The sequence below is a fragment of the Lactiplantibacillus garii genome (assembly GCF_003885105.1).
In the GTDB taxonomy this organism is placed as follows: Bacteria; Bacillota; Bacilli; order Lactobacillales; family Lactobacillaceae; genus Lactiplantibacillus; species Lactiplantibacillus garii.
On record NZ_QWZQ01000023.1, the window covers coordinates 1 to 16207 of the forward strand.

General features: G+C 47.5%; 15 protein-coding genes. 1 reads left to right on the forward strand and 14 read right to left on the reverse strand.

The features are described 5' to 3' along the window. Window positions 1-181: 181 nt before the first annotated feature. The 13 genes from D1831_RS07935 to D1831_RS14625 form a co-directional block, all read right to left on the reverse strand. A complete protein-coding gene (locus D1831_RS07935; protein ID WP_125072400.1) occupies window positions 182-1135 on the reverse strand; it encodes an aldo/keto reductase in 954 nt (317 codons plus the stop codon). A 49-nt stretch (window positions 1136-1184) separates the two neighbouring features. After that, a complete protein-coding gene (locus D1831_RS07940) occupies window positions 1185-1370 on the reverse strand; it encodes a hypothetical protein (protein ID WP_125072401.1) in 186 nt (61 codons plus the stop codon). 240 nt (window positions 1371-1610) lie between these two features. Then, complete coding sequence (locus D1831_RS07945) at window positions 1611-2672, reverse strand: DUF916 and DUF3324 domain-containing protein (protein WP_125072402.1); 1062 nt, start codon at window positions 2670-2672, stop codon at window positions 1611-1613. Window positions 2673-2739: 67 nt separating this feature from the next. Further along, window positions 2740-3351 carry a WxL domain-containing protein gene (locus D1831_RS07950; protein ID WP_125072403.1) on the reverse strand — a complete coding sequence of 204 codons (612 nt, stop codon included), beginning with the start codon at window positions 3349-3351 and terminating at the stop codon, window positions 2740-2742. A gap of 207 nt (window positions 3352-3558) precedes the next feature. After that, on the reverse strand, window positions 3559-5376 hold the full coding sequence (locus D1831_RS07955) for a BspA family leucine-rich repeat surface protein (protein WP_125072404.1): 1818 nt from the start codon (window positions 5374-5376) through the stop codon (window positions 3559-3561). Window positions 5377-5706: 330 nt separating this feature from the next. Then, window positions 5707-6552 carry an Ig-like domain-containing protein gene (locus tag D1831_RS14375; RefSeq protein ID WP_158610648.1) on the reverse strand — a complete coding sequence of 282 codons (846 nt, stop codon included), beginning with the start codon at window positions 6550-6552 and terminating at the stop codon, window positions 5707-5709. A 344-nt stretch (window positions 6553-6896) separates the two neighbouring features. Beyond that, a complete protein-coding gene (locus D1831_RS07970; protein WP_125072407.1) occupies window positions 6897-7781 on the reverse strand; it encodes a PfkB family carbohydrate kinase in 885 nt (294 codons plus the stop codon). Then, entirely contained in the window at window positions 7778-9148 is a 1371-nt protein-coding gene (locus D1831_RS07975) for a purine-cytosine permease family protein (RefSeq protein ID WP_125072408.1), read from the reverse strand. Before D1831_RS07975 ends, D1831_RS07970 begins: the two co-directional genes overlap by 4 nt. A gap of 23 nt (window positions 9149-9171) precedes the next feature. Continuing rightward, a complete protein-coding gene (locus D1831_RS07980) occupies window positions 9172-10176 on the reverse strand; it encodes an ADP-ribosylglycohydrolase family protein (protein ID WP_125072409.1) in 1005 nt (334 codons plus the stop codon). Window positions 10177-10386: 210 nt separating this feature from the next. After that, window positions 10387-11580 carry a chloride channel protein gene (locus D1831_RS07985; RefSeq protein ID WP_125072410.1) on the reverse strand — a complete coding sequence of 398 codons (1194 nt, stop codon included), beginning with the start codon at window positions 11578-11580 and terminating at the stop codon, window positions 10387-10389. A gap of 133 nt (window positions 11581-11713) precedes the next feature. Next, window positions 11714-12220, reverse strand: coding sequence for an acyl-CoA thioesterase (locus D1831_RS07990; RefSeq protein ID WP_125072411.1), 507 nt, complete (start codon window positions 12218-12220; stop codon window positions 11714-11716). Window positions 12221-12398: 178 nt separating this feature from the next. Beyond that, a complete protein-coding gene (locus D1831_RS14620) occupies window positions 12399-12623 on the reverse strand; it encodes a hypothetical protein (RefSeq protein WP_225422822.1) in 225 nt (74 codons plus the stop codon). Beyond that, window positions 12617-12817 carry a cytidine/deoxycytidylate deaminase family protein gene (locus D1831_RS14625; RefSeq protein WP_225422824.1) on the reverse strand — a complete coding sequence of 67 codons (201 nt, stop codon included), beginning with the start codon at window positions 12815-12817 and terminating at the stop codon, window positions 12617-12619. The genes D1831_RS14620 and D1831_RS14625 overlap by 7 nt, the downstream gene beginning before the upstream one ends. Window positions 12818-13018: 201 nt before the next feature. Here D1831_RS14625 and D1831_RS08000 point away from each other — a divergent pair, with 201 nt between their 5' ends. Continuing rightward, window positions 13019-14002, forward strand: a complete 984-nt coding sequence (locus tag D1831_RS08000; protein WP_225422825.1) for a DNA/RNA non-specific endonuclease — start codon at window positions 13019-13021, stop codon at window positions 14000-14002. 105 nt (window positions 14003-14107) lie between these two features. On the opposite strand, the gene D1831_RS14880 is transcribed toward D1831_RS08000, so the two are convergent. Further along, a complete protein-coding gene (locus tag D1831_RS14880; protein ID WP_158610649.1) occupies window positions 14108-15784 on the reverse strand; it encodes a C39 family peptidase in 1677 nt (558 codons plus the stop codon). Window positions 15785-16207 lie beyond the last annotated feature (423 nt).

Here is a 16207-nt window from a genome sequence, read left to right on the forward strand (position 1 = left end):
TAAATATTCTTTATTGATGTAAAAATTATTCCACACTTTTTCCCGTCCCCAATTTAGTTTAAAAAACACCACCGGACATTAGCCCAGCGGTGTTCCTAAATTCAAAGCAGTCTATTCCATTTAAAGTTAGTCCATCATTAATGCGAGTATGACCCGCCACGAATGGTAATAACCCATTGTGTTATGGCAAATCGTTGCCCGCCGCGAAGTAAACGTCGTACCATTCTTGCCGCGTCAAGTGTACATCCGTACCGGCAATACTTTCACTTAGATGCTGCGGATTCATTGAACCTAAAATCACCTGCATGTTAGCCGGGTGCCGGACGATCCACGCCGTCGCAATCGCATTCTTAGTTACGGCGTACTTATCCGCTAATTCCTGTAACTTCTTATTGAGTTTGGGGAACTTCGGGTTATCAATGTAAGTGCCCGCAAAGGTTCCGTATTGGTACGGTGACCAAGCCTGAATCGTCATGTGGTGTAAGCGGGAATACTCAATAATCTCGCCATCGTGGTTAACACTGGAATCATCTTGCATGTTGGTATGTAACCCAAACTGAATGGGACCGGTGTGCATGACACCAAACTGTAACTGGTTGACCATTAATTTCTGGCTTAGGGCCGCTTGTAACATCGTGACCTGCATCGGGTTAAAGTTAGAAACCCCGAAGTGCCGAACCTTCCCAGCAGCCTGTAGTTCGTCAAAGGCCGCGGCAACTTCGGCGGGGTCCATTAAAGGATCGGGCCGGTGAAGTAAGAAACCGTCTAAATAATCCAACTGCATCCGTTGCAAGATCCCGTCAACCGCCGCAATGATGTGCTTTTTAGAAAAATCATACCGTTTGCCGAAAACTAAGTCCCCGTGGCTACGGTTGGGATCAAGTACGATGCCGCCCTTCGACTGAATGAAAAAGTCATCCCGTTTTAAGTCGGCTTGTTTGAGGGCCTGACCAAAGATGCGTTCCGATTCGCCGTTGCCGTAAATATCGGCGGCATCAATAAAGTTGACCCCCTTGGCGTGAACGGTTTCCAACACCTTAGTCGCGGCACTAGTATCCAGACTGACCATCCGCATAATGCCCAACGCTACCGCCGAAACGCCTAGCTGACTGTCGCCTAATTTAATTGTCTTCATCCTAATAATCACCCTTTCTTAAAAATTCAACCGTGAATTACGACTTGTTTTAAACTATCAATTGCCCCGATAACGCTAAAGTCAAAAAAACGCTGGTCATTTGTCGCGCCACGATTGGCGGCGTAATACCACCGTTCATGGCTAACGCGTCGGTGTCCATAACAGTTTGAACCCCTTTGACCGTGGCCTGATAATTCGGTACTTCTTGGTAAATTCGTTGATACGGTCTTACCATATTAACAACCTCCCCATCACCACTTTCACCATAGCACGCTTAAAAACGCGGACCCATTTTTTATAACCATTAATTGTGAAACCAAACTAAATAACTTACCAAAAAAGCAAACGGAGTCCTGCACCCCATTTGCCTTAATTTTTTGTAATTTTAAAATATAACGCTCACTCACCAACCACGGTCCAGTTTTAGCAACCTTGTCCGTCAACCGTCGTACCGTTTTTTCACTACTACCACGGACTAATGGTTATCATTTTCTTGCTGCTCTCTCAGCTGTTTTTCCAAATCCTTAATTTTTCGTTGTTTCCGGTAAATATAGTAACCTAATAAAGCTAACAGTAATAAAATTAATAGGCCCACCCCAATCCATAACCACCAATTGGTTTGGTGGTCAATTACGGCACTTTTATTAAGTTTATCCGCCTGCTTACCCGTAATCGTAAAGTCCTTAGTAAATTCCCAGTGTTGTTTCTTAGAAGTGACGATAATTTTTGCCGTGTACTTACCCGGCTTTAACGGCGTCGTCCCCACCTTAAGAGGCAACGCATAAACGGAATTAGGCGCCATTTGTCCATTTTTATTTTTCTGTTGATAGACCGCCTTCGTACCACCATACTTATAGATCTGAACGTTGGTTGCTAACTTATTTAAAAAGGCGGCCGTCCGGTTTTCAAGTTCGATAGAAATCTGATTGTAACTGTTGGATTGGGTTGCTTTAATTTCCCCCAACGTCAGTTGATTTTTCTTAAATTCCTTCTTACCGTGCAAGACCGTTGCAATCGTGTACGAGTACTGGTTGCGTATGGCGACGGCGTGCTTGTCCGGCTTTTTATCCGCCTGTTTTAAAAATGTCAATCCCCCAACCAACAATCCCTCATAAGACTTTTTGGGCATTTTAATTTTAAAGTTAACGACCTTACTCTCACCCTTTTTTAGGGTAAGGTTCCGTTGCTTGGTCGTAATCAATTTACTAATATCGTACGGCAGGTTGATACTTTTATCCGCTTTCAAATATTTATATTGCACAGCAGCGTTGACGTTAGTGGTGGCCTTGGCGACACTGGTATGGACCGTAATTGATTTAGAACTGGTATTTTTAACGTTGACCGCCAGTGTTTGCGTCTGCTGAGGTTTTAACTTTAAATCAAAATACGTCACCGATTGGTCGACCTGATTCTTGGGAATTACGGGAGAAACTTCAAAACCAACCGTATTGGCCGAAGCCTTACCACCTAATAATAGTCCCGCCAAGCCTACGATCAAGACCAAACCAATTTTTTGCCACTTTTTAAACACCGCTATGACCTCCTCTTATGTATGATAAACGGCGAGCTGTAACATCCCACCGTTCTTCAACCCGCCACCTTAACTATTGGTTACCAGGTTGACTCGTCAATTCCCAAGTTAACGTCGTTGAATACGTTTTGTTGGCCAACCGTGCCGAGTTTGCTGGTACGGACAACGTTGACTGACTGATATCTGCGATTGAATTACCGTTACCTTGACCGCTTGCCGCCGTCATAAACGGTGTACTGCCATCTTCCGGATTAAGCTCAACTTTCTTAACTAGGGTTGGTGCTTCCTCCCCGCTATTAGACGAACCCGTACTGTAAGAACTCACTAAGGTAATCTTGGAACCATTCAGAGTATCCTTGTCAGTTGTTTCAAAATAGCTATCCTGCGCCACGCTTAAATTCCAACCAGTTGGGTCTCCCCGTAAGTCAGAAACGGAGATTTTTGCATCTGTGTTAACGTTGGGATAAGAATCCGTCGTTGAATCAATTTTATTTTTAAGTCCAAAATCTAAATTAGCCGCATCCGTATCCGTACCATTGTTTTGATTATCAATCGTTATTGAACCTTTTTCAAATCCAACTTGCCCGTTAGATTTGTTTGAAGTCGTGTCATCAGCACTTGCCGTAACGGCCATTCCCGCAATTAATGAAACGGAAAGCATAAACCCTAAGAGTGTTTTTTTCATGATTGTGTTCCCCTTTTTCTAAATTTAATTGTGATTAGCAACATTAATAACGCAGTACCCGTAATAACTAGCTATTAATTTTCTTATCAGTATTTACGCCATATCATAGCCATATGATGACGATGATTGGTCCTTATCAAAATCAACTATTTCCATCAAACACCACCTTTAAATGCTGACAGTTGCCTAAACGTAACGGTACAACAACTACTTATTTTCGACCCCGTTAGTTAAACTCCAGCTCACCTCAGCAGTATACGTATCCTGCCGGGGAACCGTACCACCCGCTACCTTCAGTTTTAGGCCCTCCGTACCGGTTGATAACCAATTTTCAGAAACGTTAACTTCCCCACTACCGCTAGTTGTATCCGCTATCAATTGTACGGGCTGAGTCGTCCCAATCGTTGCCCGTTCACCAGCTGCGTTTTGATAAAGCAACGTGGCATCCAATGAAGCCCCGGTAGTCGTCCCCGTAAAGGGTTTTGTTAATTGCGCCGATAAGCTCCAACCGGCCGTACCATAATTTTTAATTTTGAGATCACCCGTTTTGGACGTTAAATCGTAAATTTGTTCTTCGTTAGAAATCTTGTGGTTTCCAAAGTTAAAGGCCGTCATTGTTTCCGTAAACGCCGGTCCAAGGGCGGCATAGACGTACGTTACCTCGATCGTCTTTCCAGATTGATAGGTTCCCTTAGTATTACTAGGCGTTGTGACCAATTGATAACCGTCAATGTCTAGCGGCGTGGTTTCGTACGGGCCACCATCCGCACCGTACATGACCGTACTTTTATGGACCGCCGTCCCCAGCGCGTCTTGGTAATTGACTTGAACCTGGGCATCCGTTGCCCAATAATAGTCACCAGCCATCGTGTGCCCGTCATACTGTGCCATTAATTCCGCGGAGGTATACATTTGGTTAGTTCCTTGTAAAACCCAGGTTCCGTTATACGGTGCGGTCGAAGAAACCGTGGGTAGTCCAGAACCAGTCAGTAACGTATTTTCACCAAGGACCAGGTGCCGCAGCGCGCTCATTCCGGAAAACATACTACTCAACTTGGCATTAGGGCTCATCTTCCAAGTTGAAAGGTCTAACGCCGTTAGTCGTGAACAATTCATGAACATGCTGACGTATGATTGAACGGTACTCACATCCCAGTCTTTAAAGTTAACGCTGGTTAAACGTGAACAATAATAAAACATTGAAATCATCGACGTCATACTAGTAAAGGTTTTGCCGTTCAGTTTAACGGCATCCGTTAGCACCGTTACATTGTCTTCGGCCAATCCCAGATGCGTATCCAAATAAAATAACGAATTCATTGAAGTAACGGATGAAAAGTCGTTTTGACTCATATCCACGGAAGATAACAGTGAATCCCCGGAAAACATTGAATTGAGACTCGTAACATTCTTCAAATTCAAATTTTCCAAATGATCAATATGACTGACAGCGTATAATCCTGCGAACAGATAATCGTATTTAGTCGCGGCACTAGCAGTTATCTCACCATCAATCGAAACTTCAGTAATACTGCTGGCAAGGTCATTCCACGGTGACCCCGAAGTTAAATTACCGACCGTCCCCTGAAAATCTCCACCACTTAGGTGCAATACCCACTTGGTCGTAATGGTGGTTGAACCAGTCGCCGGGGTAACCCACCATTTTACCGTTCCTAACGTTCCCGCCGGCGTCGTACTCTCGGCTTTCGTGACCATTGAACGGGTCTTTAAAGCCTGACTTGACGCCGTTGAACTCGTTGCCGAACTCGCCGCGTTATCTTCACTTGAACGGCTCGCTTCACTGGAGGTGGAAGTAGTCGTTGCCGTCTTCTCCGCATTCGTCGTTGCCGTTTCTGAATCACCACTTTCCGCCTGATTCGCAATGCTCATGGCATCCAAACTAGTCGCCAATTCCGAACTGTCTGTCACCCCGGAAGCATCGGAAGCGGTATCTGCGGCCCTTGCAATCACGTTTGCAAACCCGGGCAATACCAACAACAACGTTATGACACTAATAACCCCCATTCTTATGACTCGTCGGCATATTCGCAATCTTTACACCTCCCGCAAAGCCCGTTTTCGTAATTGATTCCAACATTCAAATATAAGAATGAATCAATGGTTTTATTAAGCGTTTACATTCTACCAACAACGTTTAACGTAGTCAACCATTAACCCTAAATTTATCGAATCAGTTTATTTTTGTACGACCAACCCGCCATTTACTTTATGACGTTTTTTACCGATAACCGCGCGCCATCCGGTCTCCCCGTACTTCTTTTTGATCCACTAAATTTAGCCATAAAAAAATCTCCCGGAATTTAATCCGAGAGATCAGCGGCATAATCGCCTAAATTATTTTTGAGTAAAAGTCCAAGCAGCTGCTGGTGCAACGCCGGCCTTGGTCTTGATAACCTTGTTCTTAGCGTTAACTAACTTAAATTTCTTAGCGGAAGTGTAACGCATGTAAACCGTGCTCTTCTTCTTTGAACCGCTTGGCGTGTAGGTCAACTTCCAAACGTTTGCAATCTTAGTAGCGGAAGCTTTGTAGCTAGCGTAAGCCACTAAGGTCTTAGTCTTTTTACCATTCTTGTAAAGTTTTTGGTTGAAGCCCTTCTTAGCACTGAACGTCCAAACTTGGGAATACTTGTTAGCCGTGTTGGACTTCCAAGTCCCTGCCGGTGCCTTGACGTCAAACTTTTTAGCAGTTGTCTTCTTAGTGGCCTTTTTGGCTACTGATTTTTTGGCAGTCGCTTTTTTGGTCGTGGCTTTTTTAGCCGTAGTCTTCTTGGCGGTTGCCTTTTTGGTGGTAGCTTTCTTGGTAGCTTGAACCCGAATAATTTCGTAATAGTAAGCCTTCGTCTTAGGGTTAGTTGCATAAACGTAGACGTTACTATTAGTCTTTAACTTCTTTGAAAGCTTAACGGTGTACTTGCCCGTCTTCTTAGCGGCCGTTGCACTCCCCAAATTCTTCTTGGCATTCTTAGTAGCCTTGACCGTAATCTTAGAACCCTTAGTTGCCGTCCCGGTGATGGTCTTAGAGTTATGATAGATGGCATTTACCTTTAAACTCGGGCTCGTAACCTTCTTAGTCGACTTAGTTGCGGCGTTAGCAGTCATTGCAGTCGTTGGTACCGTAACCGTAGCACCCACAGTAGCCACCGTTACTAAGCCAGTCAATGCGACCATGAATTTTTTCATGATAATGTCCCCTTAATCTCGACCGGATCGATTCCGGTATTATTTTTGTAACCGCTTAGTAGTATAACAGTATTTTTACAATTTGATTACATAAATTAAATTATTTTACAAATTTTAAAATAATTTGACTTTTCAAATCCAGAGGAATCCCGGATTCGTCTTTGTCATCCCGTGACTAAGCTCACCAACGTTGCACCCGTTAGTTGGGATTGGTAGCCGCACCCGACACCGACCTAAAATTTTGGCTTAGTGCTCTTGGAAACTGCTAATGCCGACCTAAAGCGCCCAGTTATCCACTGTGGACAACTGGGCGCTTTAGGTTAAGTTCATTTTTCCACATTTTCTTACTTCAGCGGTAGACAACCGTTAACTTGCTGAATCACTTGCGCGGCTAATTCGTTAGCCTGCCGGACCGCCGTTTTCAAATCCATCCCGGCCATTAATCCCGCTAAGAGTCCGCCACAGTGGGTATCCCCCGCCCCAATCGTATTCGTAACGGGAACGGTGGCACCCGGAAGTGTTTGGCTAGTTTGACCATTGTAATACACCGTCCCCCGTTGACCCAACGTCACGATGACCGGGCTGTGGGTCAGTGTGAATAACCGGTGTAACTTATCCTCAAGGTTATCCCCACCTGGGACTAACTCGTCAAGTTCGGCTTCATTACAGTGCACCATTACTCGGTCGCTTAAAATCGCATCACGACAGTCGGCCGGCAAATGCGTGACCCGCGGTGACGGGTCAAAAACCACGTACGCTTGCGAATGCCGCTGTGCCAGGGCCTGCAAAATCACTTGGGCCGAAATGGGATTCTCTAACTCGTAACCACTAATGTAAAAGTAGTCGTAACTTGTTAAGTCCAGCCGGTCAAACCAAGCTGGCTGCCAACACTGCTCAACACCGTCGATGGTTAAAAAGCTCCGTTCACCATCCGGCTCGACCAGCGCCAAATCCCACCCGTTATCGCCGGTTTCAACGGGCAGCGTTACTGGAATCCCGTTCCGTTCAAAATCGGCGCGCACCGTGGCCGCCTGCTCACCAATTCCTACCGGTACAAACAGTTCCGCAATTTGGCCAGCTGCCCGTACCGCACCATAAACGTTGTAGGCACAGCCCCCAACGTGGCTGGCAACCGCTTCACCAGTTACGTCGGCTCCGGACGTGGGGAGTGTGGGGACGTTGACCACCACGTCCACAAAAACGGCGCCTAAAATTAGGGCCCGACTCATGACCGAACCCCCGCAACCGCGGAACTACGGCTCAATGCCTTAACAACTAACATACAAATGATCGCCACGCCGGCCGCGACGAACACGCCTAAACTATTATTGCGAAAAATACCGTGCGCAAACGGTCCGTTCCAAACGGCGTTGTTGGTAAATAGGAACCCCGTCACCGTCGCAATTCCCCACGCACCAATGCCACCCCAGTTGTAGCGAACTTTAGAATCAGTCGTCATCAGCGTCACGTCGTAACCTGCTTTTCTAAACATCGCACTGTCGCAAAGAAAAATGGCCACCCAACTCGCCAAACAGATTCCCAAGAAACTGAGAAAAATTTCAAAACTAGCTAAGAAGTTTCCCGCAATAAATAGGACGTAGACCGGCACTAGTATCACGATCAATCCGTGAATCGTTAATGAAACTGGTTGGGACACTTTAATACCCATCGTAGCTAAGTTAATGCGGGCCGAACGCAATGAAACGATACACTGCGGAATCAAGCCTCCAGCCGCGACTAGGAAGTAAATGACTCCTAACCCACTCGGTAAAGCGCGGTACATGACGCCAAACGGATCACCAGTTGTCGCTAACGAAGGTTCGATCGTACTGAGCAGAATGCCCCCGGCCATCAGGATAAATAGCGGCACGGCACCACCCAGGGTCGTACTCCAAAAGGTGGCCTTAGCACTGGTCCCGGGTTTAACGTAGGCGCCCCAATCGGCCGCGGCCATGGACCAAGAAATACCAGATCCCGCGGCAACAATGCTAATGGCTGGCAATACACCACTCACCCACCGACCGCCGGGTAAGCTCAACGCGGCGTGCCAATTTGCCTTGGTCAAGAAAAAGATCAGGATAACGACGGTCAGCGCGCCAAAAACGTAACTGAGCCACGTTTGAATTTTCCCCAGCGTTGCTTCCTTTAATAGGCCTGAAAGCAGCACTAGGCCACCAAAAATTATCAACGCGACGGCCCGGGTCACACCGTTTTGAGGGACGTTTAAAACCCCGTACAGTGACATTAGCAGCATTGTTCCGGTAATCACGTTGACCGCTAACCAGCCGACCATGTTGAACCAGGCAATCGCATTGGGAATCTTGTTGCCGTACGTTCCAAACGCGGCCCGACTAAGTTTAAAAGTCGTTACGCCTTCCCGTTGACCAATCATGGCAACCCAACCAGGCACTAAAAACGACAGGCTCCCAACTAAAGCGGCAAAGAGCGCCTGCCCAAATGACAAGTGGTACGCTACGATCATGGCGCCAAAGACAAAGCCCATGATTCCGACGTTGGCGGCAAACCAGTTATAGAAGAGTTTGCTAGGTGTTAAGGTTTTATCTTTTTCTGAAACTTTAACCGTATCATTATTCATTAGAAATTTTTCCCCCACAAAAGCTAATTAATATTGGCATTTAAAATTTGGTCCGCATAAGTATGTAAATCGTGCAGCGGATTTTGTTCATCAATGGTTCGACACCACGCCGGGTCAATGCTGTTGACCCCATTTTTGGCCCCACAAATGGCGGTCGCCATTGCGCCAATCGTATCGGTATCCCCACCCAAATTGGCACACATTAACGCACATTGACGTACATCACGGGTATAGTACGCAATGGCAATTGCCGCCGCGGCACTTTCCGACATCATCGTTCCGGTGCCGACTAGTTCGTAGATTGCCCGACTGAACCGTTGTGGCTCGTTGCGGGTCTCGTGCGCAAGTCGTACCCCTAGTTCCACCCGTGAACGGAGCTTGGCCGCCCAGGTGGGAGTCCCTAACCGGTACGCTTGATCACAAACCCGTAAAGCGTAGGTCACGATTGCATCCCAATCGTAATTGGCAATTGCCGCGGTAACGGCCCCGGCAATCAAACCGGCACCCCCAATTGCAACGTCACTCGCATGGGTCACCTTGGTCACGGTCGCCACCAACTTAATCAGTGCTGACGTTTGCTGCGGTTCAAAGAGCGCCCCCACCGGTGCAATCCGCATTGCAGCACCATTAGTTAGCGCTTGGGCGGTCACCGCTTGAGGATCACGTCCCGCTTTAACGGCCAGTAACGCGGCCTTACTACTTGGTCCCAGGATATTCAATTGCCACGCATTTGCCGCGTCCGCCCACGCTAAAATTTGGTGGACAATGCTTTGCGGGTCGGCCCGCCAGTTGGTCGTAATCAGCGAATCTAAGATAGCGAGGGCCTGACCGGTATCATCGGTATACTCCCCACGCGCGTAGTTTTTTGCCACCCGATTACTCGGTGCTCCCGCCACAAAGGTGGTGATGCCCTCCGGATAATTTTGCCGGATGGTCTCCACCGGCCACAGTTCCGTTGGCATGCCCAGCGCATCCCCGATAGCCTGACCATACAGTGTTCCTAAGACCTGATCACGCGTTCGTGTCATTTTTAAACACCTCCCCTTTTAAGCACCGTCCGTTAAACGTTGCCTGGATAAACTAAAATCAGCATAACAATCAACTGTTTAGGCATTGTAAAAAGGACGTTATTTTTAAGTATATTTTGCGCCATTTGTTAGTTTCCACTTTACAATTCAAAAAACCATGTCCACCACCCCATTACGGGATGGCAAACATGGTTCCGTCTGAACGCTTTCTTAACGGTTACGTTCCCACCGTTTCAACCGTTTAGTTCCAACCAGGATACCGACGGTCACAATGATTAGCGGGCTCACGTTTAGTGGACAAAATAGTAGCACCATGATGCCAGCCACCACCGGGTTATCCAATAGACACCCGGCCATGGCAGTTGCTACCACGGCTACGACCACCAGCTGATCAAATTGCGGGAGCCACGCGGCCACTGCAAACCCCTGGGTAAAGCTGGCAAAGAGGATTGGAAAAATATCCCCACCACACCAGCCAAACTGTAAACACCAGGCCAGGAAAAGAAGCTTTACGGCGGCCATACCACTAAGCAGCCACGGGTCACGGTGCTGCCATGCGCCCACTAACAAGTGCACGCTGTGTTGTCCCGAGAATAGCAGGTCGGGTAACCAGTGGGCAATCACGACGATCCCCACCGCACCTAAAATAACTTTTAGCATGAGTGCCGGTGCCCACCACTGGATCAGCTTGTGCCAGTAGCGACCCAGCCAGCGCCAGAGTCGCCCGTAGATACCCGCCCCCATAATTAACGGAAGGATAATGAACCAATCGCGCGCGTGCCAAGTCGATGCACCTAATTTGGTAATAAACGACGGTTGGTCCGTATGCCGCATCAAAATAAAGAATGCTAACAGACCGTTAAGACTAAATATCAAGTATAGTAACCGTTTTTGCCGCAACAACCGTGAGCTTTTAACCGCAACGCGTTCATCGTAAGCCTGCAAATAGCTGTTAAACGTCAGCAGCCGTTGCAAACGGGTTTTAACGGGTAACGCTTTAACCTGCTCATAATTAAAATAAAGGTAACGAATTTTATCCGCTTGCCAACTCGACAAAGTAATGATGGCACTCAGTAACGCGGCTTCCGGCCCGACTCCGGCACCAAAGCTCAAAATGACTAGGGTCACCAATAAGTTGACGAAAACTAGCCGGTAATCACCCAGCTGGTGTTCCTTTAATCCAACCATCGCGGTCTGAGCAGTTTGCGGCATTTGTGGCCACCGTTTCAGTAAGACGTACAATAATCCGGCACCCGCGGCAACCACCAAAATTTGCAAACCCGGGTTAGTACTGCGCCACAAGACGGCGGACACCGCCGCTTCGACAATTAAAAAGGCGCTGGCAAGTATCCCAATCAGGGCGCTTAGCACCAAGCCGTACGCGGTCACACTTAATCTTTTCAAACTAATCCCACCGTTCTACGTTTCTAAATTGCTTTTAGCTTAACACGGACCTAAACGTCTTGTCAGCCGCCACTTTTCATCCCATAAAAAAACGCCTTTACTCGTGGATGAATTTCCAAGCAAAGGCGTTAAATTAATCCTGCCACGGCACGTTGACACTGATGTGGCCGTTAAAATGTTCCTGCCGCTTTAACTTCGCCAACCGTTCGGCCCGCCGTTGTTGATAGCCCTCCGTCACGAAAACGTACTCCGGCTTATCCGCCACTAATTGGGGCAAGGTAATGCCCGGTTGAGTCACCACGAAGGTCGAAAAGCAGGTCAAGCCCAAAAAGCGTTCGCCAGTTTTTAAGTGTTCTCCAATGATCTTAGTAAACACCTCAATGGAGCGACTCCCGACACCAGAAACGTACGATTCCATACACATTGAATCTTGTAACCGGAACGGCATCAAAAAATTGACCTGGTCGACCGACGCGGTAACGGTTTCAATCCGGGCCAGTCGTGACGCCGCAATCGACGAATTATCGTCAATGGTAGCTAACGTTTTACCGCCAAAAACGGTATCGTGTTCGTTTAAATCCGCCGAAAAAACCCGGTGATTACTAATTGATAAAGTTTGCGATACTTTGATTGTGTCCATGCTGCACCCCCGCAGATCCTAATTAAATTAAACTTCCGGTACTTCATACTTCTATTCTAGTGGAATCTACGCACCGAATAAAGTGAATTATGACATTTAAGGTTATCCACCATCGTGTGGACAACGCACCCCGGGACGAATAGTTTTCAACATGTGGATAACCATTTGATCAGGTTAGTTATCCACCATTTTTATCGTTTTCCACCGATGCCTGCCAATAGTGGGGCATCAGTTCTGCCAGTTTAACCGTTCGTACGGGGTGCAGGTTAACTAGTATTTCAATGTCAGGGCTAGTCGTCCCCAGTTGCATCATAAATTCTCGGCAAGCCCCACACGGCATTAACAACTCGTTACCCCGTACCGCGACCACCTTAATAGCGGTATTTTCACCAGCCGTTAACATGCTACCAGTGTGTTTCGCTCCGCGCAGTACCCAAGCGAGCACGCCGTATCAACTGAGATTCCGGTGTAAACGTGCCCGTTTGCCGTTAACACGGCCGCAGCCACGCTCCCCGCGTAGACCGTAGCCGAAACATCGTGCGGCTGACAAGTCGCAACTGCTTGCTGATATAACGCTTGCCAAGTGACGTCGTTCATCTAACATTCCCCCTTAAATTCGGTTAATCTTTATGACCACCCATTTGTCCTCACATTTTACGGACTTATCCTTATGAAACCATACTGATCATTTAATTACTATGGTTATATTTTTCAACTTAATATAAAATAATTAATGGCAATTACTTCCGGGGGCAACGGGAAGTTACGCCACACCATTATTTTTGAGGAGTGAATAAAATGAAGAAAGTCACCGCCACTTGGACTAAGTGGTTCTTGATGTTCGTCCTACTACTAGGGAGCGCGACGGCCACCACCGCCGTGACACCGTCAACGGTCGCCCACGCCACGACCGTTTACGTCACCCGTACGGGGAAACATTATTTTTACAATCGGCACGACCGGGGGTTGAACCGGGCCAAAAAGGTCTACTCAGTTTCGTTATCAACTGCTAAACGGCGAGGATTAACGTTATCCGCCACCGAAAAGGCGCCAACCAAAAAGAAAGTTGCTAAGAAAAAGGTCGTTAAAAAGGCCCCTAAAAAGAAAAAGACGGTCGCCAAGAAAAAAGTCGCTAAAAAGAAAACTACTAAGAAAAAAGCGGCCAAAAAGGTCACTAAGAAGAAAAAAACATCCGCTAAAGCTAGCGGAACCTACGTCGCAGCGGCCAAAAAGTACCGGGTCAAGGTTGTTAACAAAAATAAACCCGGCTTCAGCAAGGCCACCCTTTCCACTAAAAAGGGCGCTTGGCAAAAGTACGGTCAACTAGATTTATATAACCGGGCTAGCGCCGCAAACGCCATGCTCAATAAAAAGCTAATGCCAACGGCTAAGCGTGAAGCCCTAACCATTAACCCGACTGGCTGGCACAATAAACGGATTAAATCCGGCTGGTTATACAACCGGAGTCACTTGATTGGTTACCAGTTAACGGGCCAAAATAATAACTGGAAAAACTTGATCACCGGGACCCGCCAACTCAACGATCCCGGCATGACGAAGTACGAAAACAAGGTGGCGACCTATTTAAAAGCCAGCTCCAAGCACTACGTTCGTTACCGGGTAACCCCCGTGTTTAAGAATCACGAACTACTCGCCCGCGGCGTTAAAATGCAGGCCCAGTCCGTGGGTTCCAACAAAGTTAAATTTAACGTTTACCTGCCAAACACTCAAACTAGCATGAAGCTCAACTATGCCAACGGTTTGAGCAAGGTCGCCAAGTAATCAGCCGTTTAAGGCAATGTTAAAACCGATTGCGTTTCTCAATGAGAAATACAATCGGTTTTTTAATTCAAAATCAATTAAATGGAAAGGGACTTAGCGACCGGGTTAATAACTTAAGGCTCGCTGGCCATCCCGACGCCAGTACTTTTTAAAACTTGCAGTGGTCATACTAGTTTTTTTGTTCGTCCACGGATCATTGTAGTAAATACGAGCCGGACTATAACCGGTCATAGTCAGGGCGTGGGTGTTAAAACCATCGACTCCGCTAACCCAGAGCGTTACCGGGTGACCGCGATTAATTTGCTTCTTCAGCGTTGCCACCGACGTCCCCGTTAAGTTAACTGCCGAATGGGCGTGCTTTTTCACTAACTTCATCAGTGCTGGCGGGTACACCGTCCAACCATAACTGGAGTACGGGTTACCCACGAACCCCTTGTTAGGATTACTGCTACGCGGCATCTCCAAAGTTAAACTCAGCTTGGTCACTTTGCTCCCCTGGTAGCGCAACATCATCGTCACCGCGGTAATTTCACACCCGGTCGGCAACTCCGGGCGTTGCGCAATTAGCGGTACGTTCAGCTTCTTGGCCGCATAATGCCAACTTGCCGTTCGATAACGATTTTTGGTGCCCCGTAAGTTAAACGTCCTCGTCGTTAAGCTCCGGGATGCCCGCAGCCTGAAGTTTCCCCGCGCATCAGCTCGTGCCCGGGCCAGTACTTTTTGTTTGGTACTGAACATTTTAAGCGTGGTTCCTGCCACCGTGTGACCAGTCACCGTCCTACCGCTGACCTTCACCCGGGAAATTTTCAGCGGAACCGTATATTTCCAAGTAACCGGTTGATAGCTCTTTTTCTGGGCCGTAACGTTCACCGGCTTGGAATTGATTGTCTGGATTGTGTTAACGGTAAAGTGACCCTTACGATTGGCCCGGACGCGCCCCAACACCCGTTTTTTCAAGTTTAAAACGCTAACCGTGGCTCCCGCCGTGGTTTGCCCGCTGACCCGGTGTTTTGTCACCTTCACCCGACTAACTCTAAGTGGTGCAACGTACTGCCAGCTTCCCGCGTGGTAGCCCGCTCGCGTTGCTTTTAGTTTAAACGGTGTTCGGTTAACCATTTGTGTAGTCTGTATGGTGAAATGACCGTCGACATCGGCAACGTCCGACCCCACTAATTTTTTCTTACTATTTATTATTTTAACCTTAGCACCGGCTGCCACGTGGCCACTAACGGTCGTTTTGCCAACTTTCACCCGGGTGACTTTTATCTTAGCCAGGTACCGCCACGACGCCGACTGATAACCCGTCCTTGTTGCCCGTAAGGTAAAGGGAACCTTTGTGAGGGCCGTGCTAACCGTGACAGAAAAACGGCCCCGTTCATCGGCCGTCGTAGTTCCCAAAATTTCCTTGTTACCGTTAATGATTTGCACCGTGGTCCCCGCCACCGTGTATCCGCTAACCGTGGACTTAGTGACCTTAACGTTTGTCAGTGTCAACGTTTGTTTGGCCGTGGTAGCCGTCATGGTCTTCGTAGCGGGGGCCGTCGGGGCGGCTAACCGCTGACTAGCTTTACCACTAATGATGGTTTCACGACGATCTGAACTTAGCCGGCTTGAATTCGGTTGCCTAACAGTTGGCACACTGCTCAAGTTAGCATTGCTAATACTTGTTTTTCTTACTAGTGTTGCATTTGTCGTCTCCGCCTGACCCGTTAGTGCAACTAAGGTCATCCCCAGCGTAAGCGTCATCGCGGTCATGATTAACCGTGAACTTCGTAATTGCATGGTTTCCTCCAAGGTGTCACCCGGTTACTAAACGCCCCATTTAACCAAGTAAATATGAATTATTTTATTCCCCACTACGTATAGTGAATGTAACCGTTTTCTTTGTCAATAAATCACCCAAAACATACTAACTTTTACTCGTCCGCTCCGATCGAACAACGACCCTCATTAAAACCCTCGAACAAGCCTTTCCCCGTCTTGCTGAAACTAACCGCTTAATTTCAAGCACCCAAATACTAGCACACCCCTACCACGTTCAACTGTTAGCCGGCGGGGTGGTCAACCTTTCCATTCATTGGCTACAAACTAATCAGCCCGAAACGCCCTGCCAAATGGGGTATCACGTTGTCCATTCAGTTCAGAAGATTTAAAAAAACTGCGACGGAATTTTAAAGAGCGTCAATTACTCAAAATAAATTGATG